The organism is Ignatzschineria rhizosphaerae (assembly GCF_022655595.1).
Lineage (GTDB): Bacteria > Pseudomonadota > Gammaproteobacteria > Cardiobacteriales > Wohlfahrtiimonadaceae > Ignatzschineria > Ignatzschineria rhizosphaerae.
On the sequence record NZ_CP093379.1, the window covers coordinates 881,601 to 906,017 of the forward strand.

The 24,417-nt window shown below is 40.5% G+C and carries 15 protein-coding genes and 3 pseudogenes; 16 read left to right on the forward strand and 2 right to left on the reverse strand.

The window, feature by feature from the left end:
* Positions 1-10: 10 nt before the first annotated feature.
* On the reverse strand, positions 11-619 hold the full coding sequence (locus tag MMG00_RS03835; protein WP_242151666.1) for an ankyrin repeat domain-containing protein: 609 nt from the start codon (positions 617-619) through the stop codon (positions 11-13).
* Between the two features lie 355 nt (positions 620-974).
* Here MMG00_RS03835 and MMG00_RS03840 point away from each other — a divergent pair, with 355 nt between their 5' ends.
* From MMG00_RS03840 to MMG00_RS03910, 16 genes and pseudogenes are all read left to right on the forward strand, one after another.
* Positions 975-1,220 carry a sulfurtransferase TusA family protein gene (locus MMG00_RS03840; protein ID WP_242151669.1) on the forward strand — a complete coding sequence of 82 codons (246 nt, stop codon included), beginning with the start codon at positions 975-977 and terminating at the stop codon, positions 1,218-1,220.
* 3 nt (positions 1,221-1,223) lie between these two features.
* Complete coding sequence (gene recJ, locus MMG00_RS03845) at positions 1,224-2,948, forward strand: single-stranded-DNA-specific exonuclease RecJ (protein ID WP_242151672.1); 1,725 nt, start codon at positions 1,224-1,226, stop codon at positions 2,946-2,948.
* 354 nt (positions 2,949-3,302) lie between these two features.
* Positions 3,303-4,811, forward strand: a complete 1,509-nt coding sequence (locus MMG00_RS03850; RefSeq protein ID WP_242151675.1) for a peptide MFS transporter — start codon at positions 3,303-3,305, stop codon at positions 4,809-4,811.
* Between the two features lie 112 nt (positions 4,812-4,923).
* Positions 4,924-5,880, forward strand: coding sequence for a DNA ligase (locus tag MMG00_RS03855; RefSeq protein WP_242151677.1), 957 nt, complete (start codon positions 4,924-4,926; stop codon positions 5,878-5,880).
* A gap of 79 nt (positions 5,881-5,959) precedes the next feature.
* Complete coding sequence (locus MMG00_RS03860) at positions 5,960-6,715, forward strand: IS5 family transposase (RefSeq protein WP_242151565.1); 756 nt, start codon at positions 5,960-5,962, stop codon at positions 6,713-6,715.
* Between the two features lie 196 nt (positions 6,716-6,911).
* On the forward strand, positions 6,912-7,370 hold the full coding sequence (locus MMG00_RS03865) for an outer membrane lipoprotein (RefSeq protein ID WP_242151680.1): 459 nt from the start codon (positions 6,912-6,914) through the stop codon (positions 7,368-7,370).
* Between the two features lie 362 nt (positions 7,371-7,732).
* Positions 7,733-9,199: a DASS family sodium-coupled anion symporter gene (locus tag MMG00_RS03870; protein ID WP_242151683.1), complete on the forward strand. Its 1,467-nt coding sequence runs from the start codon at positions 7,733-7,735 to the stop codon at positions 9,197-9,199.
* A 209-nt stretch (positions 9,200-9,408) separates the two neighbouring features.
* Positions 9,409-10,866: a gamma-mobile-trio recombinase GmtY gene (gmtY, locus tag MMG00_RS03875; RefSeq protein ID WP_242149471.1), complete on the forward strand. Its 1,458-nt coding sequence runs from the start codon at positions 9,409-9,411 to the stop codon at positions 10,864-10,866.
* Positions 10,866-13,536, forward strand: a pseudogene (gene gmtZ / locus MMG00_RS14290) (gamma-mobile-trio integrase GmtZ). Before gmtY ends, gmtZ begins: the two are co-directional and overlap by 1 nt.
* On the forward strand, positions 13,536-14,213 hold the full coding sequence (gmtX, locus tag MMG00_RS03885; protein WP_034823168.1) for a gamma-mobile-trio protein GmtX: 678 nt from the start codon (positions 13,536-13,538) through the stop codon (positions 14,211-14,213). Before gmtZ ends, gmtX begins: the two are co-directional and overlap by 1 nt.
* Positions 14,213-14,649 (forward strand): annotated as a pseudogene (locus MMG00_RS03890) (VPA1267 family protein). Before gmtX ends, MMG00_RS03890 begins: the two are co-directional and overlap by 1 nt.
* On the forward strand, positions 14,646-16,805 hold the full coding sequence (locus MMG00_RS03895; RefSeq protein WP_242149478.1) for an AAA family ATPase: 2,160 nt from the start codon (positions 14,646-14,648) through the stop codon (positions 16,803-16,805). The pseudogene MMG00_RS03890 and the gene MMG00_RS03895 overlap by 4 nt, the downstream one beginning before the upstream one ends.
* A gap of 169 nt (positions 16,806-16,974) precedes the next feature.
* Entirely contained in the window at positions 16,975-17,259 is a 285-nt protein-coding gene (locus tag MMG00_RS03900) for a hypothetical protein (RefSeq protein WP_242149481.1), read from the forward strand.
* A gap of 387 nt (positions 17,260-17,646) precedes the next feature.
* Positions 17,647-18,566 (forward strand): annotated as a pseudogene (locus MMG00_RS14345) (site-specific DNA-methyltransferase); the annotation flags it as partial.
* A gap of 261 nt (positions 18,567-18,827) precedes the next feature.
* Positions 18,828-19,178, forward strand: a complete 351-nt coding sequence (locus MMG00_RS14350; protein WP_432805932.1) for a hypothetical protein — start codon at positions 18,828-18,830, stop codon at positions 19,176-19,178.
* A complete protein-coding gene (locus MMG00_RS03910; protein ID WP_242149488.1) occupies positions 19,178-22,087 on the forward strand; it encodes a type III restriction-modification system endonuclease in 2,910 nt (969 codons plus the stop codon). The genes MMG00_RS14350 and MMG00_RS03910 overlap by 1 nt, the downstream gene beginning before the upstream one ends.
* Positions 22,088-22,545: 458 nt before the next feature.
* Here the strand turns inward: MMG00_RS03910 and MMG00_RS03915 are convergent, their stop codons facing one another.
* The gene (locus tag MMG00_RS03915) at positions 22,546-23,784 is read right to left on the reverse strand and encodes an amino acid permease (protein WP_242151686.1); all 1,239 of its coding nucleotides are present in this window, start codon (positions 23,782-23,784) and stop codon (positions 22,546-22,548) included.
* Between the last annotated feature and the right edge of the window lie 633 nt (positions 23,785-24,417).

The following is a 24,417-nucleotide window of genomic DNA, read 5'->3' on the forward strand; positions in this document are numbered from 1 at the left end:
AATCCCTAGGCTATTTGCCACCATAGTTAAGGAGTATCTCGGCAATGGCTAAGTAACCTTTTTCTTTCGCAAGAGTGAGCGGCGTTTTACCATAAGCATCCACCATATTGGGATCAGCGCCATTTTTGAGTAAAAGCTCAATGATTTTTTGTTGTCGCTCTCCACCATCATTGAGAATGATGGCTTCAATGAGCGCTGTCCATCCTAAGTTATTGGTGTGATTAGGATTAATATCTGTATGTGTTAAAAGGTACTCAACGATCTCTAAATGTCCCTTTTCAGCAGCAGGAACGATCCCATTTCCGCCAAATCTTGTGAGTAGTTTAAGATCTACGTTATTTGTTTTAATGAGACGTTTTACAAGTTTTAAATCATTATTAATAATAGCCCACAAAAAAGGGTTCAAACAGCTGTTATCTTGTAGATTAAGATCAACACCTGCTTCAATAAAATAATCACAGAGCGCATATTGTTGGTGCATTGCAGCAGTTAATAGCGTTGTTCTTTTTTGAGAATCTTGCGCATGTAGTAGCTTGGGATCATCTATTAATGCGGTTTTTATGGCATCTATATTACCTTTTTTGATATTCTCAAAAAAATTTGTTATCTGAGGATTCATTGTGGCTCCTTTTTCAATAAGTTAGCATTATTTTAATTTTACGCAGGAAGGGCTTATTTGTCATGGTGAAATGCTCCATTGGTGAATAATGCGTGTATTTCTGATGCTATAAAGTAGTAGGATTTCTATGGATAATGGTGCAAAAGAGTCATGATAAGACGAGATTCAAAGAGAATGTCAGCGTCGCGTGGACTTTAGAAGTCCGTTTTACGGAGTCTATTATGAAAGATAAATGGGAAGAAGCTTTCCTGAGATTGGCGTATACTGGGCGCTTAAAATTGATTTTAAATAGATACTATTGAACGTTAATTAAAAGAGATGTTTGGTAGGGAATTAGGTAGAAAAGGGATATAAAATGACTTTAATAGACGACAATCAATCAATCGTAGAAATTGATCTGAAAGGGCTAAATTGTCCGATGCCGATTTTAAAGACAAAGCAAGCTTTAATGAAAGCAAAAGGTGGGGATATTCTGCGAGTATTGGCAACGGATCCCCATTCTGAGATTGATTTTAAGGCTTATCTCGTTCGTACAAATCATCAATTATTAGACTTTACGATTGAAGATGGTGTGTTTACCTTTTTAATTCAAAAGGCTTAAATTATGAAAATTGTTCGCCGAAAGCCGCAACATCAATTTTGTGCAGAGCAACATTCATCGCTGCTGCAAGAGGTTCTTAAAAATAGAGTCATTGAGGATGAATCTGCGTTAGATCTAACTTTAAGAGGGTTATATCCTTATCATTCTCTTAGTAATATTGATGTTGCAACCGATATGATTGTTAAAGCGCTCACAAGTCAAAAAGAGATTTTGATCGTGGGCGATTATGATGTAGATGGCGCGACAAGTATTGCGCTAGCTATTAGAGTGTTACGGGAGTTTGGGGCATTAAATGTCCGTTATACTGTTCCTCATCGTATTTTAGATGGGTATGGTTTATCTCGATCTTTAGTACAGAAGATTTTGCGCAATCCTCCAGATCTATTGATTACCGTTGATAATGGTATTTCTAATGTTGATGGTGTTGAGTTAGCGCGTGAAAATGGCATTGATGTGATTGTGACAGATCACCATTTGCCGCCAGAGATATTGCCAAATGCAAATGCCATTATTAATCCCAATTTAGTGGGGGATCAATTTCCAAGTAAAGCACTTGCTGGTGTTGGCGTGATTTTCTATCTTCTTTTAAGCGTTCGTGCAAAGTTAATGGAGATTGGATATTTTGGAGAATATCCTGCGCCTAATTTAGCGAAGTATCTCGATATTGTGGCATTAGGGACGATTTCTGATTTAGTACCACTAGATGCCAATAATCGTAAAATTGCCCAGCAAGGTTTACTGCGAATGCGTCAAGGAGTAATGATTGCCGGTATTCATGCCCTTATTGAAGTCTCTAATCGTAAGCGCGAAAATCTCTCGACAAGTGATATTGGCTTTGGTGTTGCCCCGCTTTTAAATGCGGCAGGGCGCTTAGATAATATGCAAGTGGGGATTGAGCTCTTATTAACCGATCAAGCAGAAGAAGCATTAGCCATTGCTAATGAGCTTTTTACGATGAACGAAGAGCGAAAAACTATCGAGCATGAGATGCGAGAAACCGCTGATAGCATCTTGACGGATATCACGCTTAGTAAAGAGGATCTACCGCTTTCAATCTGCCTTTATGATGAGTCTTGGCATCAGGGAATCACAGGGATTGTCGCGTCTCGTATTAAAGAGCAATATTATCGCCCAACGTTTATCTTTGCCTATGATAATGAAGGGCTTTTAAAAGGTTCTGGCCGTTCTATTCGAGGAATTCATCTGCGGGATTTAATGAGTAATGTCGCAAGAGATCATCAAGGATTAATCGAGACATTTGGCGGGCATGCAATGGCGGCGGGATTATCTATTTATGAGGATAATCTACATAAGTTTGAAAAGGCGATGAGTGAAGAGATCGCGCGTTTTATTGAGATGACGCCTAATAGTGATGAGTTGCTTAGCCAAAAGATCTACAGTGATGGTGAGCTACCTGCCACAGGCTTTAATTTAGGATTTGCCGATGAGATTAAGCTTGCTTATCCATGGGGACAACAATTTCCAGAACCTATTTTTGATGACGCCTTTGAAGTGCTAGATTATCGTATTTTAAAAGGAGCACACCTTAAATTTACGCTACGTAAACCGCAAAGTCCGATGACTTTTGAAGCAATGGCATTTTTCCAAGCCCATCAATTAGTCGATAACGTTAAAGAGATTCATTGTGCTTTTAAGCTTGATGTTAATGAGTGGCGTGGTAATCGAAACTTGCAGCTCATTATTGATTATTTTGAGCCTATTCAATAGTAGAAAACCCTATATTTAGGGAAAATAACCTATAAAAAAGATAGAGTGATTCTAAAAAACAGAATCACTTTTTTTTGATTACTAAAAAAATGCATAGACGTGAACAATTGTACAAATGAGCGATTCAACGATTTTCGTATAAAAGATAAAATTAATGGATTGGGTAATAAATCAACAATGTGGGTAACTAAATTTGAACTATTAAAAAGAGTGCGTAAATATAGGGAATGAATTTTTTATAATAAACAATCATTTGATCAATATTCTCATATGGAATGAGGTCATTGCGAGTTTAAGATAATGGTTTTACAAAGATCGATTATCTGTCGCAATCTAAAGAAAGGTATCATAATTATGGCTAGAGTAAAAACCCAAGATAATGCATTCTTTGGGCATCCAAAACCTTTGAGTTCGCTCTTTTTTACAGAAATGTGGGAGCGATTTTCTTTTTATGGAATTCGCCCGATCTTAATACTGTTTATGGTTGCCACTGTCAATAATAATGGGTTAGGAATTGATACTGCAACCGCTTCAGCAATTGTGGGGATTTTTGGAGGGGCTATCTATCTTGCGGCATTACCAGGAGGATGGATTGCCGATAATTGGCTAGGGCAAGAGCGAAGTGTTTGGTATGGATCGATTATTATAGCGCTAGGACATCTCTCCATTGCCTTATCCGCTTGGCTTGCTGTGCATTTCTTTTATCTTGGATTAATCCTGATTGTTATTGGCTCAGGGCTTTTTAAAACCTGTATTTCGGTGATTGTGGGGATGCTCTATAAAGAGGATGATCAGCGCCGAGATAGTGGCTTTTCAATTTTCTATATGGGCATTAACTTAGGCGCATTCTTAGCGCCAATTATTGGAGGGGTACTCAATAAGCAGTTCGGATGGCATGCCGGGTTTGCGGTGGGCGGCGTTGGAATGTTAATTGCACTGCTGATTTTTAGAACAAAAGCAATGCCGGCTATGGAACGTTTTGCAGATGCGGAGCATATTGAAAAATCTTGGGGAACCCCAAAAAATATTACAAAAAGTACTAAAACAGTTGTTTTTGCCGCATTAGCGCTTTTTGTTGTCATGTTTATCGGCGTTAGTGTGGGGCTGATTCCTTTCTCTCCGACTGTGATAGTAACTTATACAACCGTTATTTTAACGGTCTCTGTGGGGGCTTATTTCTTAGGATTATTCTTTTTTGCTAAACTTACGAGAAAAGAGCGTTTTCAGCTAATTATCTGTTTAATACTCTTTACCGCATCGGCATTTTTCTGGTCGGCATTTGAGCAACAACCCACCTCTATGAACCTTTTTGTCGATAGTTATACCGATCGTCATATTTTTGGGTTTGAAGTGCCAACAGAGTGGTTCCAATCAGTAAACTCTATCTTTATTATTATCTTTGCTCCACTTTTTGCAGCACTTTGGCCATTGATGAATCGTTATCATCTTGAGCCAAGCAGTATTACAAAATTTGCCTTTGGGCTCTTTTTTGCGGCAATTGGGTTTGTCTGTCTTTATACGGCAAGTAAATTAGTGGTTAGTGGCGATGCTTTAGCATCTCCTTCATGGATGATTGCTTGTATGTTATTTTTAACCTTTGGGGAACTTTGCTTAAGCCCAGTAGGGTTATCTATTATGACGAAGATCGCGCCGAAAATGATTCGTGGACAAATTATGGGATTATGGTTTGCTTCGCTTTCACTTGGAAACTTAGTGGCTTCAAAAGTAGGGGGGAATGTGCATGCTGATACAATTGCAGATCTTCCGGATATCTTCTTCACCGTGATTATGGCGCTTGTAATTGTAGGGGGGATTTTACTGCTATTAAATATTCCGATTCGCCGTATTGATAAACAATTATAAAATTATTGCCACTAGCGTATTATTCGCTTTTCAAAAATCAAGCTCCCGAAAGCCTTGTTCATCAGCCTATAGTTAAGATATCTAGGTAATAGATTAAAGATAAAGGAGAGGCATGATGAGAGATAAGCAGAGAATATCGCAAGATTTTAATTTGATTAATAGCGCCTTATTAAGGGCGCTATTTCTATTTTTACTCTTGATGATCATCAGTAGCGCAGTAGGAATGCCACTACAGCATGGTATTAGCTTAACGCCGCAAAAAGAATCTACTTTAAACATTGAGGAATATTATGTCAGTGAAAAGCTCGATGGTATTCGAGGATATTGGGATGGGACAACACTTTTCTCAAGGCAAGGATATGCGATTGTCGCTCCTGATTGGTTTACTGAAAATTTAGGGAAAGAGCCATTAGATGGGGAGATCTGGTTAGGAAGAGAAACCTTTGAAACCTTATCAGGATTAATCGCTCGTAGTGATGTGGCAGATCCTTTATGGCATCAAGTGACTTATCAAATCTTTGATCTACCTGCTAATAAAGCCCCTTTCACAGAGCGTATTGAGGTAATGAAACAGCATATTAATGAGCTTTCTATACTAAATCCTCATCTTAAAATGGTTCATCAACAAAAAATCCCAACACTAGAGGCTTTAGAGCAATTATTAAGGGATATTATTGATAATGGAGGTGAGGGATTAATGCTTCATCATGAAGCTGCGCTTTACCGGCCCTATATTCGCCATGATGCGTTGTTAAAAGTAAAAGAGGTCGATGATGGTTGCGCGATTGTCAGGGGTTATACGCAAGGAAAAGGGAAGTATCTTGATATGGTGGGGGCTTTAGAGGTAGAAACAGTAATTGATGGTGAAATTAGGAGATTTAGAGTCGGATCTGGGCTAACAGATGAGATGAGACAATCGCCCCCTGAGCTTGGCACTGTGATTATCTATTTTCATAATGGCTTTACGAAAAATGGTATTCCCCGATTTCCTCGATTAGATCAAATTGATGTCGTAGATTGTGCCCGAGAGAAGATCTATTTAGAAGAAAAAGAGATTGAGAGTATTTAGGGTCTGTTGAACATTTGGAATAAAAAATAGAGAGTTGTAAAATGTAATCGTCAAAAAAACATTACAAACTCTCTATTCTATGCCCCAAACGTTACTGAATGACCAGCTTTGGTTGAAGCTAAAGCCTATTCTCCTAGATTTAAATATTTATGACAAACCAAATTTAAGAAATATTTTTACAGGCATTTTATTTCGCCTTAAAACAGGCTGCCAATGGCGCTATCTTCCCGAATGCTTTGGAAAGCCTAATACGGTTTTTAAAGCTTTTAGGCGATGGTCCAAGCTTGATAAGTTTTCTAAAATATTCAAAATGTTAATTCAAGATCCTGATATGGAATGGCTATCCATCGATGCGACTCACATCAGAGCACACCAAAGTAGTGCTAGGTCTTCTAGCCTAGAATCTCAAGCTATTGCCAAAAGCGCTGGCGGTAATAGTACTAAAATCCATCTTATAGTGGATGCTCATGGTAACCCTCTCGACTTTATAATCAGCGATGGGGTAACTCATGATGTCAAAGTTGCCCCAGAGCTGATTGAAAAAGTTTATTTAAATGAAACAAAATTACTAAATGCCGATCGAGGATATATATCTGAAAAAGTAAGTGAATCCTTATCTCATCAAGGAGTTCACCCTAATATTCCTAATAAAAGAAACAGCTTATCTGGCAATACCCACATGGACTGGCATATTTATAAAGCTCGGCATGTTGTCGAGAATATGTTTGCAACTTTAAAGCATTTCAGAGGCATAGCAACACGATATGATAAGTTGAAAAATAGCTATATCAGTAATGTTGCTTTAGCCTGTGCTTATATTTGGTTGAAATTATGAATGTTCAACAGACTCTAAAAAAGTTGTCTTTTTATAGGCCATATAGAAGTAAATAATGTTATTGTTTCATCGGTTATTGTATAAGATACTATGAAATCGTATGAATGAGAGATTCTTTGATATAATTTAAAATATAGGAAGATTTTATATCAATCTAAAAAGCTGTTCCGTATCAATTTGATAAGAGGGTAAAAGAATGAAAAAAATGACATTAGTGGGTCTTGCAGTATTAACATTAGCAGGCTGTACAAACTCAAGCGTCTATTCTGGCGATGTCTATACCGGCAATCAAGCAAAAACAGTAAGAGAAGTAACGTATGGCACAGTCTTAAATGTTCGTCCTGTGGTTATTCAAGATGATGAATCTGAATTAGGCGTTATTGCAGGTGCTGTATTAGGTGGCGTATTAGGAAATTCTGTGGGTGGTGGCCGTGGACGTAATATTACAACGGCAGTGGGGGCAATCGCTGGTGGTATGGCGGGAAGTAAAGCCGGTCAACAGATGGGAAAAACACAAGCTGTTGAGTTAGAGATTAAAACAGATGATGGTAGAACAATTGCCGTTGTTCAAAAGCAAGATATCTCAGTATTCCATCCCGCTCAGCGTGTGCGTTTAGTTGGTAGTGGTCGTAGTATGAATGTTTCACCACTCTAATAAGAGATTCAATGATCTTAAATTAAAGATCCTAGCAGATGATGAAGAGCCCTTAAATAAGGGCTTTTTTTTATGGTGCCATTGAAAATATAAAGTCTTTTATAGTTTTTATTCTCTTGAGATATTGCCTCTTTATAGTGAGCCTATGGGGAGATTTAAACAAATATTCATAGAAAGATGACATTTTTAAAATATGATCTACTATATTAAGACTTTCTATTATTAGAGATTTGTTCTCATTTGTGCTGATGTGGGAATAAATTTGATAAAGCTAGTATGAGTGGGGCTAACACACATTTATAAGATGATATATGAAATGTGGTTGATTTAAATAATGTCATTAAATGGTAGGTAATAATTTTATGGGACTTAAACCGGTGAAGCTGATTCCAGGGATGATTTCGCTCATCATTATATTGTTAATTTGGTTTGTGATTCCGGCACCTGATGGTGTATCTCAAAATGCATGGCAACTATTGGCACTTTTTATAGGAACGATTGCCGCGATTATTGGTAAAGCGCTTCCCATAGGAGCTATTTCTGTTATTGCAATTGCAACAGTTGCTCTGACACAAGTAACTCATCCTGGCGATGCGAAGGCCTCTTTAGATGCAGCATTAAGTGGGTTTTCTAACAGTTTAATTTGGCTCATTGGAATCTCTATGATGATTTCTATTAGTTTAAATAAAACAGGGTTAGGGGCTCGTATTGGTTATTGGCTGATTTCTCTTTTTGGGAAGCGAACATTAGGTATTGCTTACTCTTTAACTTTTTCGGAATTAATTTTAGCGCCCGTTACGCCTAGTAATACTGCTAGAGGTGGCGGCATTATTCATCCCATAATGAAATCAATAGCCACAGGTTTTGATTCTATGCCTGATGATCCGGCATCTTCTCGTAAAATGGGCCGATTTTTAGCGCTTGTCAACTATAATACAAACCCGATTACTTCAGCGATGTTTATTACGGCAACTGCACCAAACCCGATGATTGTGAACTTAATTGCAGAAGGATTAGGGGCTGATTTTAGATTAAGTTGGAGTGCTTGGGCGATCGCTGCGATAGTGCCGGGGATGATCTCTTTATTAGTAATGCCCCTTGTGATCTATTTAATGTGCCCACCTGAGATTAAGAAAACGCCTAATGCTCCTCAGTTAGCCAAAAGGGAGTTAGCGAAGCTTGGCAGATTTTCTTTAAGTGAAAAAATTACCGCAGCAGTCTTTCTACTATTGCTTTTAATGTGGGCAGAAGTGCCGGAAATGCTCTTTGGTTTTGCGATTAATCCCACAACAGCGGCTTTTATTGGTTTATCAATTTTATTGATTACGGGTGTTTTAACCTGGGATGAAGCGCTACGTCATAAAAGTGCTTGGGATACGATTATGTGGTTTTCTGCATTAATTATGATGGCGACTTATTTAGGGAAATTAGGGTTAGTCTCTTGGCTTGCGGGCGCAGTAAGTCACGGCATTGATACTCTAGGTTTTGGCTGGATATTATCGATGCTAATTTTAGTTTTAGTCTACGTCTATACGCATTATTTCTTTGCTAGTACCACAGCCCATATTACGGCAATGTTTGGGGCTTTTTTAGCCGCAGGGATTGCACTGGGTGCACCCCCCATGTTATTAGCTTTAACGCTTGCATTTTCATCTTCTTTAATGATGTCATTAACCCATTATGGCACCGGAACTGCCCCTGTGATTTTTGGTTCTAACTATACCACTTTAGCAGAGTGGTGGCGCGTAGGATTTGTCATGAGTGTCGTTAACCTTGCAATTTGGTTCTATATTGGAGGGCTTTGGTGGAAGGTGTTGGGTTATTGGTAATTTTAAAGATATTCTATAAAGATTAATCAACAGTATTAGTCTTTATGCACTAGAAAAATAGGAAAAAGAAAAGGCACTTTAAAGTTATATATAGTACCTTGAACTATGTATATTGTGTATTAAGGCAGAGAAATCTGCCTTTTTATTTGACAACAAAAACTTTAGCATTGTAGTGTATTGTATGTTTAATGTGTATAAAGGAATGAACCTTGTCATCGGTTAAAGTCAAAGCAACTATCGTAGAAGATAATACTGGCATTAAAAGTCAGCTCCCCATCTTGATCACCGAACAAGGTGAAGTTGGTTCAGTTACCGATTACTTGCTAAAGATGGAAGCTGATGGTGCTAGTAATGCTTTAATGAATGGTTTTATACAAGCCACTTCTTTGCTCTTGGATTACATGGAAGCCAACAAAGGATTATTTGAAGATCCTAAAATGCTATTCCAAACCTTTGCTAAGCGTCTTTACACAGGCACCATCGGTGAAGATGGTTTAGATCCCTCTGGCTTGTACTGGGTGCCAAGCTCAACTGATAACGTCAATAAACATATTCATCGATTAACGGCATTTACTGATTGGCTGGCTAACAAGCATGGCGCAGAGCCAATGAACCCTTTGCGAGATGCCACACCTCATGAGCAACGCCTTAATTACGCTGCTTGGTATCGAAAAAACCAAAATGACTTCCTTGGACATATTGAAGATAAAACTGTTAACAAAACCATCCGTAAAGCTCGCACAATGAAAGGACGCACTCCATTGACGAAAGCCGAAGACGATGCTTTAGCATTCCCAGATAAGCATTGGGAATCATTCTATAAAGATGGTATTGGCGGAGCAAAAGATCCACGAGTTGCGCTGAGAGATAAGCTTATGCTGCTCTTGATGCACGGTGGCGGTTTGCGTGAAAGTGAAGCTATTATGCTGTGGGTGACTGATGTACTTGAAGATCCGTATGACCCTGAAAAAGCGATAGTTCGAATTTACAACGAAGTCGATGGTAAAGCACCCGAAGGTTGGCGTAGTCGCTCAGGCACAAAAACCAGAGAAGCCTATTTACAAGAAAAATACGCTCGTATACCACGCAAACGAATGAAAGGCACGGCATACGTTGGCTGGAAAACAAGAGTTGTAGACCATCGAGATAACTACATACAAGTTCAGTGGTTTCCAGCGGATTATGGCAAGGTTTTTATGTCACTGTGGAAGAGCTACCTAAAATATCGAGCCAGTATTGACTGCCATCACCCCTATGCGTTCATTTCATTCCATCACAGCGCCCTTGGAAACCCATACACTTTGAATGCGTTTCACCAAAGCTATGCGGCGGGATTAAGGCGCATTGGCTTAGAGCCAAACAAATCGGAAGGGTTAGGCCCGCACGGTCATCGTCATAGCTATGGCAGACGTTTAGAGCGTTCAGGACTTAACCCGTTGGTGATACGACGATGTATGCACCATAAATCACTGGAGTCTCAAGTTCCCTACACAGGTAAAGGGCAGCAGGAAATCTCCGATGAACTCAACAAGGCCACGCTACAACTGGCAAATCCTGAGTCCAAAGTCAAAGCGCTCGACTGGAAAGAGTTGGTCGAGCATGGTTTTGACGACATTGACCCGCAAGGGTATTTCACAGGTAAGCACCCCAAATTGCGAGGTAAATAATGGCTAGAACTAAAGGCAGAAAAAATGACGGACGTGCATCGGACTTAACGTTTAAATGGATGCTCACCACCCTTGGCCCTGAGTGGCAGCAATGGCAGGAATTAGCCGCTGAGTGGATGGCGATTCAACATGCGGCAATTGACCACAAGCGTAAAGCGTTGGGCCGTTTTTTTGAGTCCTACCTGGTAGAGTACGCTCCCTATGTAACTGATATTGGTCTGTTTTTCAAGGGTTACAATGGCCATATCTGCTCCACTGAAGAGCTAGAAGCTACTGTGAGAAAAACTGTTAACGACCCCGCGGAAGTATCAAAATCTATCAACTACTCCTGTGACTTCATTAATTACGTCATTGAACATCATCTATCTGAAGAAGATGATAGCGGCAACTTAATACCACTGGTTCGCAATCCGCTGAGCAAAATTAAGAGGCAAGACTCACACACTGAAACCGTACGTAACCCACTTCCGTATCGTTACATCCAAGACCTGCGCCAAATTCTGTGTCCATTGCCAGATAAAGCGGAACTGACGGTGATTGAGCAAAACCTACCACAAGGCGAGTCGTTACTGCCTAGCTATCACTACCGCCATTTCAAGCATTGGGCATGGGCACAAGAGCAGTCAGGGCAAGGCAAAGCAGGTCAAAGTGGCGACTGGTTCGAGGTCGAGCCTGACTTGATTGATAAAACCGACCCCGATTGCGTGTGGCGCACCAAAGAAGTGACTAGAAATGGTAAAAGAATCACCCTCCACCAAATCTGGTCACCTGTCAGAGCGATGGTCATTTTCATGAAATTGCATCTGCCGCTGCGCACCTATCAGGTGTCCATGTTAGACAGCGGTGAAGCGGATACGTGGCGCTATGAGCAAGGTCAGTGGAAGCTCAATGACAAGCATGACTTTGCGCTCGGTAGCGAAAAGCGTCCTTTTGGCAAAGGCATCTTTCGCCGTATCCATGACACCATGACAGGGCAATATTCCACAGGCTTGTATATCAACACCAACAAAACCGCCGACCAGAATAAAGATGAACTAGAACGCGGCTACATCATCCCTTGGCAGAATGAGGAAGTATTATATTGGCTGGAAAAACTGCGTAACTGGCAAGAGAAATACAACCCAATAGCTAACCCTACCGACTGTGCTGCATTGCTTTACAAGCACATTGGGACGAGAAAATCAGACAAGCAGTTAGAGAGCATGGGTGAAATCGCCTTTCTCTTTCGGGATGCGTCAGCGAAAGGAGATGACAAATACAAACCATCTTATGGGGGAGTGGCTTCTGGCACCTCTTTGGTATCAACTCTTGCTAACACTGGAAAACGAGCTTGCTGAGCAAGGTAATACGCTTGATAATGGAGAGCGACTTAAACTGGTTGTGGATTACCCAGAAGACACTCCAGAAAATGCTAAGGTTGCCACAAATTTCCCCCTGCACAGCTTGCGTGTATCGCTGATAACTGCCTACACGATGGATACCCAATTGCCACTACCTGCCATATCCAAACTACTGGCAGGGCACTCACGTATCCTAATGACCATCTACTACAACAAAATCACCCCGTCCGTGATGGCGGAAAAAATGAGTGAAGCCGAATGGGAGCTTGAGGGTAAAGCCAAGCAGTCAGTGCGCAACTTCCTCAAAGATGCCTCACTAGCGCAAATTCAATGCAAAATGGTCTACCACAAAGAAGACAGTATTCAGGCAGCACTGGTTAACCGTAATCCCATCGGCTGGGAGGAGCGTTCAGCTGGCTTATGTTTGGTCGGAGGCAACACCGTCAAATCGGATGAAGTCAGTACGCTGGGCGGGTGCTGGAACGGTGGTGAGTTGATTAGAGATTCAAGTATTCCCGTTAATCGCATCTATGACAGCGTACCGCATGGCCCTGAAAACTGCATTCGTTGCCGTTGGTTTATTACTGAGGCGCGATACCTGCCAGCGCTTAATGCTCAGTTTAATCAACTCAGTTACAAGGCGCACCAAGCGGCTAACCTATCGGTTGAAATCGAAGGTGAGCTAGAAGTACTCAAAGACGAGCAGTTCTTCTGTGAAGAGCAAGGTGCGCCTTTTACCAAACATAATGACATGCAGGTTCTACAGCGCCGCTATGAAAGGCAACAAGTAGAGGCCGATGAATACACCAAAGACTGGATAGCGTGCTTCGAGCTAATCAGCAAAATCATTCGTGTCGAAGAAGCCAGAAATGAGGACGACACCAAAGATAAACTGATTGCGGTTGGCTCTGAGCAAGATGTCAGCCATGCCTTGAAGTTTATCGAAACCGACTCAGAGTTGCTGCACTTATCGCTGCTTTGTGATGACGCGGAGTTTTACCCTGATTTACAGGACGAACTGCGTAAAAACCCTGTTATTCAAAAGCGCTCGATGCAACTCAGTCGAGTACTGATGAAAAAAGGCTTTGAGCCAATTTTCATGGAAATGGACGACAAACAACAACTCATTGCCGCCAATGCCATGCTGCGCCAAATGGCAAAAATCGCCGACCCTGACGACAAACTTGAAGGCTACCGCAAAGTGGCGAGCTACATCGAAGCGGGTGAATACCTGTCTAATCACAAGCTATTTAACGCTGGCATGAATGCACTGTCGGATAAGTCCTTGCGCTTAGAAAATCTCACCCAACCTGCGCTCTTGGAGGGTTAATGGACATTAATATTGATATCATCTTGGCTGACTTGAAAGACGACAAAGTGCCAAGAACCCAAAAAAACCTAGATAAGCTTAACGACATCCTGAAAGCCTATGTAGAATCGGGGCAGCGTGATTTCTCCATTACACAAATGGGGCGAGTATCAGCAGCAGAGGGTGGCCCAGGTTACGAAGCGTTACGAGCAACCAAAAACAAGCACTACCGCACCTTGATTGAAGCATGGGCAGCAAAGTGCAAAACAACCACCAAAAAGCCGTTATCGCCAACCTCACGCTCTAAGTCTGTTCCACAGGATAATAAACTGCTTGAGCGTATTCCAGACACTGCGGTACGGGCTTTGTTTGGTCAGATTATTGCCGAGCGCAACCGTTATCGCAAAGAGGTTAATCTGCTAAAACAGCACGCGAATATTACCATTGATAAGCGTCCTGTACGTCAGTTTGATGCAAGCGCAGAGCCGAGTGTTGAAGTCTTGCCTTCACTATCTGGCATCTTGACCGAATCCGAGAAGAAAGCCTTAGCCTACGCTATCTCTGACGAATGTATGGAAAAACATAACTGGCAAACCACACAAGCTGGCCAAGTAAAAGACATGGAATACAACATAGAAATATTCCCTAGAGGCTTTGCGACAGGTCTACGCAAGTTGTTAGGTGAGGTAGATGATTAATGGCGAACGGTCCGCAAAGAGCGCAGCAGAACCTCGAAGCATTTGAAGTATGGCAAGCCACTCAACTGATGATGACTTTAAGCAGATCGCCTTTAAAGGCAAGCTCAACCGCATCGAAGTAGCAAAAGGGGTCGGTTGCGGCAAGTCTGCCCTTAACCAAAATCCAGCGCTTAGAAAAGCGCTCAAGGCATTAGAAGACAAACTGCGTGATAAAGGTATACTCCCGCCACTGACCGAATCTGCAAAGAGCAATGCTGACAAACCAAAGCAATACGACAACACGGCTAATCGCAAGCTGCTCGACTCAAAACGAGTATCGACCTTAGAGGCTGAAAACATTGAGCTAAAAGCCAAAGTTAAAGAGCTGGAAGGTAAACTAGAGCGGTTTGGCGAACTGAATGAAACCTTGTCAGAAATGGGGTTCATGCCACGATGAATGTTGCACTCCATCAAGACCAAATGCGTGTCACGAGTATTCCTTACAGCTCTACCAAAATGGTGATATTCAGTGGCGTGCCACTGAAAAAAAACTCATACAAAACTAACAGTGGCAAGTATTACGTCACCATCAAAGCTGATCCAGATGCCATCCCCGTTCAACCAGCCCTCGGCCAACACTGGTCGGTTAAAGGCCATCGTTTAATAGAAGAAATGGAAACGGGTGATTACGTGATGCAGCAGCATACCTATGAATCACCAGAACACATCGAATGCAGCCTGCCAGAAACGGGTGAACAGCTTATTCGCTTTATTGCCAGAGAAAGTGATTTCAAAGGTATCGGTGAAAGTAAAGCTAGAGCACTCTGGGAACTGTTAGGAAAGGATTTTCACCCAACGGTTGGAAAAGACACTCGTGAATCAAGAGAGCGCCTTAGAAGTGTCCTGAGTGAAGATTCTATCAATGCGTTATTTGAAGGTTACGCCAAATATAAAAATCTGGCCTACTGCAACTGGATGACCGAACACAAGATACCAGCAAGTATTCAGCAGCGCTTATTGAAGCATCATGGAGAAGAGTCCATTGAGGCTATTAAACAAAATCCGTATGTCCTTATTGGGTTTGGGATGTCGTTTACGGATGTCGATAAACTGGTTAATTTTGACCAGTTTAAGATCACAGCTTGTGATCACCGCAGACTAAGTGCCGCACTTGAAACCGCGATTCGCAAAGAGATTGAGAAAGGCCACACCTATACAACTCAAGCGTGCTTACGCCCATACCTAACCAAATTGCTCAAAGATAAGGAACTGGTGACGGAAGCGTTTAAAGCAGGTCACAACAAAGCGCAATACATCCTAAACCCCGACACTGGCTCTTATCATCCAACTGCCCAGTTGTTGATGGAAAATGTCGTTGCCAAACGACTTAAAGCACTAGCTAATCAAAACAACCTTTATGACGAAGTTGCAAATTCTGCATATTGCTCTTCGGTTGGTGAATTACCATACGAGCTAACCAAGAAGCAGATTGAAGCAGTGACAACGTGTTTGGATAACGCCGTGAGCTGTATTACGGGCGGAGCTGGCACAGGTAAAACAACGGTACTTAGAACCGCACTTCGAGCCTACCATCAAATGGGATTTGAAATACATGCGGTCGCGCTGAGTGGCAGAGCCGCTATGCGCTTGCATGAGTCAATTGGCTTTATCACCTCAACTATCGCTAAGTTATTACGTAGAGAGCCTATTGAGCCAAGTTCAGACCAGCCAAAGCATTTACTGGTAATAGATGAAGCCAGTATGATTGACTTACCGATCATGTATCGCCTTGTTAATCACACTCATCCCTCTGTACGATTGATATTTACTGGCGACCCTGACCAACTTCCACCCATCGGCTGCGGCAAGGTGTTGGCAGACATCGTTGAAGCGAAAACGGTGGCTAATACCATGCTAGATATCGTCAAGAGACAGGAAGGTTCAACGGGTATCCCCGAATACTCAAAACTCATCAATCAAGGTGTGATGCCTGACCAATTAAGCACAGGTGCAATACACTTTCACGAAACCAGTAAAACAGACATTGCCAAAGTCTGTTGCGAACTTTACCAAGAATCTCCTGAAAGCAGTCGTGTCATGGCTCCAACCAAGGCGCTCGTAACAGAAATCAATAAACTCATCCAGCAAGCGGTCAACCCAAACAGTGACAGCCTTGAGTTTGAAATTAATGGTGACAAGTTCTTTTTGCCACTTCGCATGAATGATGAGGTGTTATTTACGCAGAATCATTACGACAAAGGCATTCAGAACGGCTCACTTGGTATGCTAACCAACGCCAAACCTTCTGGTGATAGTTACGGTGAAGTGACGCTAGATACAGGTGAAAAGGTCGAGATAACACAATCCGTTCTCGACTGCATGGAGTTGGGTTACGCAATCACCCTACATAAAGCTCAAGGGTCACAGTTTCCACGCATCATCATCGCTCTGCAAAATGGAAGAATAGTAGATAGAGCATGGCTCTATACGGCAATCACGAGAGCTGAAAGTGAAATCCATATCGTTGGTAGTAGCGATGATATGAAGCAGATCACCGAGGCACCTAGTCACTCTCACAAGCGGAATAGCTATCTGAAAGAGCTGCTGGGTTAGCAGTTTCAAACTCGTTTTTGCCCCATTATTAGTTTCACCAAAGCCCTACCAGTGAAGTAGTAAGTTTCCCTACTTTGCATAAATACTTATTTGTCGAAATCTGATACAACACTACAGTTTTGCTACGATATTTGATATTGTGGCAAAAACGATTATTGAGTGAGTCAGAATGATTTCAGGGTTAAATGGTGGAAACTGCATTCTTAGCTCTATGGCGAAAGAAAGAGTTAAGAGTGGCATTCTAGATCATGCGCAAGTCGTGGGTTGCAAAGGTGAATACAAGGTCGTATTTAACGGTATGGAGTGGAAAGGTGAGCCGCTTGTGCTGAGTAGCTCAAGGCAGCCTTATGAGGCTCGTATCTTCAAGAGCTTAGACGGTGCTATCGCTGAGTTATTGCGTATTGGGCTTACAGAAGCATCTATTAAAATTACAGCTAAATCAGACAACGATTAATCACAAATCATTGAATTTGGAACAAAGATGAACATTAAAGAAGAGACAGTATATTCCAACGTTGAGACAGCCAATAGCAAACAGCTTGCTATTCTCAAGAAACACTTCCCAAATTGCTTTGATCGTGATGGTAATTTCATTCAAGAGCGAATGCTTGAAGTTATTAACGCGAATGAAGTCGAATTATCAAAAGAGAGCTATTCTTTAAACTGGTTAGGTAAATCATACTCGCGCTTATTGGCGAACCTACCACCTAAAACTCTGATTCATGCAGATGTAGAGCACAACGCTCAAGAGCAACATAAAGATAGTAAAAACTTGCTTATCAAAGGCGATAACCTTGAGGTGTTAAAGCATTTGGTTAATGCCTATAGCGAGAAGGTTAAGATGATCTACATTGACCCACCTTACAACACCGGTTCAGATGGTTTTGTTTACAATGATGACCGTAAATTTACCAAAGAACAACTATCTGAATTAGCAGGTATTGACATTACCGAAGCACAAAGGATTCTTGAATATAATGATAAAGGCTCTAGTAGCCACAGTGCTTGGCTTTCCTTTATGTTTCCACGCTTGTATGTAGCTAAAGGACTTCTTCAAGACGATGGTGTGATATGCATTTCTATAGATGAGAATGAGCATTCACAACTAAAGTTGTTATGTGATGAGATTTTTGGTGAACAAAATTTTATAACTGATTTTGTGTGGAAAAAAAAAAGGGTGGAGGAAATGATTCCGTTCATGTAGCTGTAGAGCACGAATATATTGTTATGTATTCAAAAGAGAAAGATAAGTTAGAGCGCCTCTTTGAAAGTTATAAACCAGAGTACTTGAAGCGATATAGTGAAGAGGATACAGAATCCAAGTTTTACTGGGATACGTTTAAAAGAAAGTCAGGAAAGCAGTACTATCCTATAACGTGTCCTGATGGAACAGTCCTTGAGTATGATGAAAATGGAAATAAAATAAGCTGGTTACGTTCTGAGGCTCGCTTTCAATCTGATTTGGAAAAAGGTGATATACGAATTTTTCAAAAAAATGATGGTAATTGGTCAGTTCAGTTTAAGCAGCGTTTACCAAAAGGTAAGAAACCACGCTCGATACTTATTAACGAATCATTGCTAGATAAATCTGGAACAACTAGTGATGGTAGCGATGATTTACTGGATCTTTTTGGATTTCATCCATTTAGTAACCCTAAGCCGATCAAGCTTGTTTCTGAGCTTATTAATATCATTGTCTCAGAGCAAGATCTTGTACTTGATTTCTTTGCAGGTTCAGGCTCAACAGCTCACGCTGTTTTTGAACTAAACAAAACTGATTCTGCTAATAGACAGTTTATTTTAGTGCAGATTGCTGAAAACCTTAAGCCTGAAGATGCTGCTTATGAAAAAGGTTATAGAACGGTTTTTGATATAACTAAAGAGAGAATCTTAAAGGCTGGAAGTAAAATTTCAGAGTCCCAGCCAAGCTTTAATGGGGATTTGGGCTTTAAAATATTTGAAACAGTCGAAGATTTTCGTATTGAAGAAGATGACAAGGAGCTAGCTTTATCCAATATTACAATGTTTGACGATGTTCTACTGACGGAGGAGCAGTATCAAACCTTGCTTACCACTTGGGCTTTGTATGATGGTAGCGAGTTAACGACTCCTATTGTCGATATTGATCTCGATGGATATACGGCACACCTATGTGATAGACGCTTGTATATGATTGCTCCAGATTTTAGCAGCAATGCGCTTAAAGCTTTACTTCACAAACTTGATGATACAGATGACAAAGATTTTGATCCAAACAAAATCGTTTATTATGCCAACAACTTTGACAGCGTTAAGCAGTTGGAGTTGAACGAAGCACTGAAGAGCTATGCAAATAAGAAATCTATCGAGATTGATGTGGTGGTACGTAACTAATGAGTAAAGGATTCACTTTTGAAAAGAATCTGCCACACCAAAAAGCAGGTGTTGATGCAGTTCTAAATATGTTTATCGGTGCAGAGCCACAATTCGATGACGATCAAAGTGTTCGGCTTTTAGCGAATCCAGAACTCGTTATTACTAAGCCGCAACAGCGTTCAAACATAAAGGCTATTCACGAATTTAATGGTATCGAGCACAGCAAAGAGCATTACAACGAGAATAGTAATGTGATTGATGTCTCGATGGAAACGGGTACAGGTAAGACCTACACCTATACCAAAACGATGTTCGAGCTAAACAAAGCTTTTGGTATCAATAAATTTATCATCATCGTACCAACGCTTTCGATTAAAGCAGGTACGGTGAACTTTCTTAAAAGTGATGCGCTTAAAGAACACTTTAGAGAGACAGAGCGTGAACTTAAAACGTATATTGTTGAAAGTAAAAAATCGTCTAAGAAAAACACCAAATCGTTTATGCCTCAAGCGATTCACGATTTTGTAGAAGCCAATAATTACAACAAAAAATACATTCACGTAATGGTGATTAACTCAGGGATGGTTAACTCCCCATCTTTGACGGAAGTATATGATCGTGGCTTACTAGACAACAGGTACAACACACCAATTGAAGCAATTAGTGCCGTAAAGCCATTCGTTATAATTGATGAGCCTCATAAGTTTCCTAAAGCAAAGACAACGTGGAATAACATTGAAAAATTCAATGCTCAAAGCATTATCCGCTACGGTGCTACATTCAATGAAGAGTATGAAAATCTTGTCTATCGCCTAACTGCTGTTGACGCATTCAATGATGATCTCGTTAAAGGTATCAATACTTTCATTGAAGAAATGGTTGGCGATGATGTTGCTAGCTTGACGCTGAAAAAATCTACGACCACGGAAGCAACTTTCGAGCTTAATGAAAATGGTTCAAAAACCATAATCAAAGTGGGTAAAGGTGAATCTTTAGCGAAAACGCATCCTGAAATTCACGACCTATACATTGAGTCGATGAACACAAAAATGGTCGTTCTCAGTAACGGTGTTGAGCTTAAAGTAAATGAATCAATCAACCCATATTCATACTCTGATACGCTTGAAGACAACATGATGCGTAGGGCGATTAAAGAGCATTTCAAAGTTGAGAGAGAAATGCTCACACAACGTCCAAGAATCAAGCCTCTGACTCTGTTTTTCATAGATGACATCGAGGGCTATCGTGACGGAAATAACATCTCTGGAAGCTTGAAAACTAAGTTTGAAGAGTGGACTTTAGCTGAAGCTAAGGCACTACTAAAAACTGAAACAGATGAGTTCTACAAGCGGTATTTGGAAAGAACTATTGCTGATATAAGTAGTGTTCACGGTGGTTATTTCTCGAAGGATAACAGTGATAAGGACGAAAAAATCGAGCAAGAGATTAATGAAATTTTGCACGATAAAGAGCTGCTTTTGTCTTTAGATAACCCTAGACGATTCATTTTTTCGAAGTGGACGCTTAGAGAGGGCTGGGACAACCCAAACATCTTTACCCTTTGTAAGTTACGTTCAAGTGGTAGTACAACATCAAAGCTTCAAGAAGTGGGACGAGGCTTACGTTTGCCAGTTAATGAATATATGGCTCGTGTAAATGGTGAGTTTAGGCTGAACTACTTCGTAGATTTTACTGAGAAAGATTTTGTTGCCTCTCTAGTTCAAGAAGTGAATGAGACATCTTTCAAAGAGACTGTCCCATCTAAGTTGACTCAAGATCTTGAGGATAAAATATTATCTAAATACCCTGACCTTGAGGCTTTGGATTTGATGATGGACTTACTTGGAAAAGGGATCATCGACAAAAGTAAAAACTTACTCGGGGCAACGGCTTATACGCAGTTAAAAGAGTCGTATCCTAACGCTTTCCCTAGCGGTGTTAAAAGCGGAAAAATCAAAGTTGCCACAGAGGGAAAAACTCGTTCTAAAATGCGAGTTGGTAAGTTTGATGAGCTAAAGCAACTGTGGGAAATGATCAATCAAAAGGCAGTATTAGAGTATAAAATCGCTAGCGAGAATGATTTCCTAAAACTCTTCACTACCTATTTGCTCTCAGAGTCTGAGAAGTTCAAAAAGACTGGCGTTCAAACACGTATTGAAAAAGTGTATGTGAGCAATGATACGGCAATGTCAAAAACAGTATTTGGTGATGATGATGACTTCACTAAATTCTGTACTATGACGTACAAAGAGTTTGTTACTCGCCTATCACAAACCGCGTTTATTAAACCATCAACACTACACAAAGCATTTGTTGCAGTGCAAAGTACGATTAATATCACTGACTATTTGAATATTCAGACCATTAGAAAGATCAAATCAGGATTTAGTAAGTTCTTGTTACACAACTCATTTAGTAAGTTTGGGCTTGGATATAACATTATTTCCAGCAGCGTACACCCAACTAAATTTACAGATGAAACAGGCCAAGCTTTGAAAGATGTTGCGGCAAGTGATCTCGGTGTTCACGCGGATCATTCCGTACCGCCGCTGGACAGCTATCTATTTGAAGATGTGTTTTATGATTCTGAGCTGGAAAAGCTCAACATTACTGATGGTGAAATTGAGTCTGTATCGGTTTTTACTAAGATCCCTAAAAACTCAATAAAAATCCCTGTAGCGGGTGGCTATAGCTACTCTCCTGACTTTGCTTATGTAGTTAAGACCAGTAAAGGGGATTACCTGAACTTCATCATTGAAACTAAAAATGTTGAAGGAAAAGATACACTTAGAAAAGAGGAAGAGCGTAAAATCAAGCACGCTAAAGAACTGTTCAACCAGATCAGTAAAGAAGTGAAGGTTGAGTTTAAAACTCAGTTTGCTGACGATGTAATTTATGATCTAATCAAGCAATCTGTTAGTGCTTAGAGTTTGCTGTTTAAAGGGGAGGTGGAGCCTCCCTATTCATAATGGTTAAATTTATATTCAAATTTATCACTCACCCTCTTCAATATTGGAGTGATTGTTCTAAATTGTTTTTGTCCAGAAACGTGTTTCAGCGGATGGTCAAGAAAAATCATAAATGCCTAGCGAGTAGTGAGCTGTGCGAGCGTCAGGAGTGGCTTTAATATTTTACTTTACCATCATTCCCTTAAATACCCTTTTGGCAGGGTGATGGTCTTCACGCAGTGATACCATCGCCTTGCTAAGCCTTCAGGGATAAAAAAAGCGTACACACCATTATACATAGTATGTACGCTTTATATACCCCAAAGAAGCATTTCCAGTAAAGGGCTGCCACTCACTCACACGCGAATAGACACTGTTTTTACTATATACTCGCTTAGCTGCCTTTTAAATTTTATTTATATTTTATAGCGTGATTGCTAAATAAAGCTTAAGGCATCTACCTTAAAAACGGTGACTAATAGGTGCGATGTAATAGCAATAAGACCATAGGCAATAATGATATATGGCATTACTTTACCGCCAAAGGCACGAAATGAGATCTCTTTAGCACCTTTTTGGCGCTTACGATAATTAATGACCATCAGTGCGGGAACAATGACTGACCAAATTGCGGCAAATAATCCCGCAAAGCCAATCGCTAGGACAAACCCATTAGGGAAAATCATTCCTAAAATAGTGGGCGGTAAAAAAGTAATTGTCGCCGTTAAAAGACGTGATTTTGCTGAATTACCAATTTTAAATAGATCTGCAATATAATCAAATAGTCCAAGACCTGCACCTAAAAAGGAGGTGACAACCGCAAAGAACGCAAAGATACGTAATGCAAGTTGGGTTGCGTCGCTAGCTTTAACCTGATTTAAAAGCCATGCGACTTCATCTTCACCTACAGAAAGGAAAGTGACACGATCTATACTTCCCATAATGGCAATCATCCAGCAGAGATAGAAGACAAAAGTAATAATCATGCCCCAGATAATTGCTTTACGAATTTTACTGCCCTCAATGCCGTAATATTTTACAAAGCTTGGAACACTTGCATGAAAGCAGAAAGAGGTTAAGAAAAAAGGTAAGCTCGCAAAAGCATAGATAGCATATTGACTCTCACCTGTTGGCTCAAATAGATAATCAACGTGAATTTGGCCTAATAACCCTGTTACAGCGGCAAAGAGTGTGATGAACATTCCGACCATTAAAATAGTTGAGATGCGGTCAACAGCTTTTGTACTCCACCAAACAATCGCGGTAAAGACAATGGAAAAAAGCAATGAAGAGAGATAACGAGGGATATCGATAGGATTATCTTCTAAATTACGTAGCGTATCGCTAATTACTGAGCCAGAACCGACAACATAGGCATAAAGTAAGATATAAAGAACAAAGGCAACAGAGAAACCATTGATAAGTCGCCATGTATCTCCTAGAGTGCTTTTGACGAGCGTATCAAAGCTTGAACCTGGATTATAGCCTAAATTGACTTCTAAAATTTGCTCAGCAGTCACGTACATAAAAAGTACCGTAATGAGCATAATCACAACCGTCCAACCAAACCACATTCCGGCAGAGGCAATGGGTAAACTTAACATTCCAGCGCCAATCATTGTTCCTGCGGCAATCATTGCACCGCCCAATACGGTAGGCGATTTATTTACTTTCATTTGAATCCTTATTGATGTTTCTATAGATAACAGGCGCAAACTTCAGCAACTTAAGGCTGGATAACATTTGCGGGGCCAATAGAGGTTTGCTCAACTATGGTATTTAAGTAGGGCATTGATGAAAATGCCTTAGTTTTTATAGAAAAAGCCATCTAATATTATCACGAAGTACTGATGCTGCAATCTTTTATGCCAATTGTTTTAGGGAATTTATCTTAGTTAGAAAATAGTTCGTAAAAAATCGCTAAAAAGGAGATAAATAAGACTTGGTAATATTAAGAGATTAGAACATGTTTCATCTAAACATGGTTCATTAAAAGATGATTGATTAGAATATAATCTATTGGGTTTAAGAGGCACTGTTTTAAAAGTAGAACATACAAGGTGAACCCAACTAACTTGCAAAATGTGGGACAGAAGGGCTATCGTACGTTTCATATAGGGGCTTTGCATAAGTGGTAATTGAGCTCAATTTTTATGAGCTGGGTTTTATACGTTTTATTGGGCATCATGGGAAAGCTCGTTGTAAGTCGCTTTCCCATAAGTATTTTACACTAATTGTGAGTCCTTATTTCTTCCTAGAAAAGCTATTACGGCCCTGATAGATATTTTTCATAGGAATATTTAATAGGT

Coding starts and splice junctions, on each gene's coding strand:
- MMG00_RS03835 (WP_242151666.1), bottom strand. CDS start 619: ATGAATCCTCAGATAACAAATTTTTTTGAGAATATCAAAAAAGGTAAT.
- MMG00_RS03840 (WP_242151669.1), top strand. CDS start 975: ATGACTTTAATAGACGACAATCAATCAATCGTAGAAATTGATCTGAAA.
- recJ (WP_242151672.1), top strand. CDS start 1,224: ATGAAAATTGTTCGCCGAAAGCCGCAACATCAATTTTGTGCAGAGCAA.
- MMG00_RS03850 (WP_242151675.1), top strand. CDS start 3,303: ATGGCTAGAGTAAAAACCCAAGATAATGCATTCTTTGGGCATCCAAAA.
- MMG00_RS03855 (WP_242151677.1), top strand. CDS start 4,924: ATGATGAGAGATAAGCAGAGAATATCGCAAGATTTTAATTTGATTAAT.
- MMG00_RS03860 (WP_242151565.1), top strand. CDS start 5,960: ATGCCCCAAACGTTACTGAATGACCAGCTTTGGTTGAAGCTAAAGCCT.
- MMG00_RS03865 (WP_242151680.1), top strand. CDS start 6,912: ATGAAAAAAATGACATTAGTGGGTCTTGCAGTATTAACATTAGCAGGC.
- MMG00_RS03870 (WP_242151683.1), top strand. CDS start 7,733: ATGGGACTTAAACCGGTGAAGCTGATTCCAGGGATGATTTCGCTCATC.
- gmtX (WP_034823168.1), top strand. CDS start 13,536: ATGGACATTAATATTGATATCATCTTGGCTGACTTGAAAGACGACAAA.
- MMG00_RS03895 (WP_242149478.1), top strand. CDS start 14,646: ATGAATGTTGCACTCCATCAAGACCAAATGCGTGTCACGAGTATTCCT.
- MMG00_RS03900 (WP_242149481.1), top strand. CDS start 16,975: ATGATTTCAGGGTTAAATGGTGGAAACTGCATTCTTAGCTCTATGGCG.
- MMG00_RS14350 (WP_432805932.1), top strand. CDS start 18,828: ATGTTTGACGATGTTCTACTGACGGAGGAGCAGTATCAAACCTTGCTT.
- MMG00_RS03910 (WP_242149488.1), top strand. CDS start 19,178: ATGAGTAAAGGATTCACTTTTGAAAAGAATCTGCCACACCAAAAAGCA.
- MMG00_RS03915 (WP_242151686.1), bottom strand. CDS start 23,784: ATGAAAGTAAATAAATCGCCTACCGTATTGGGCGGTGCAATGATTGCC.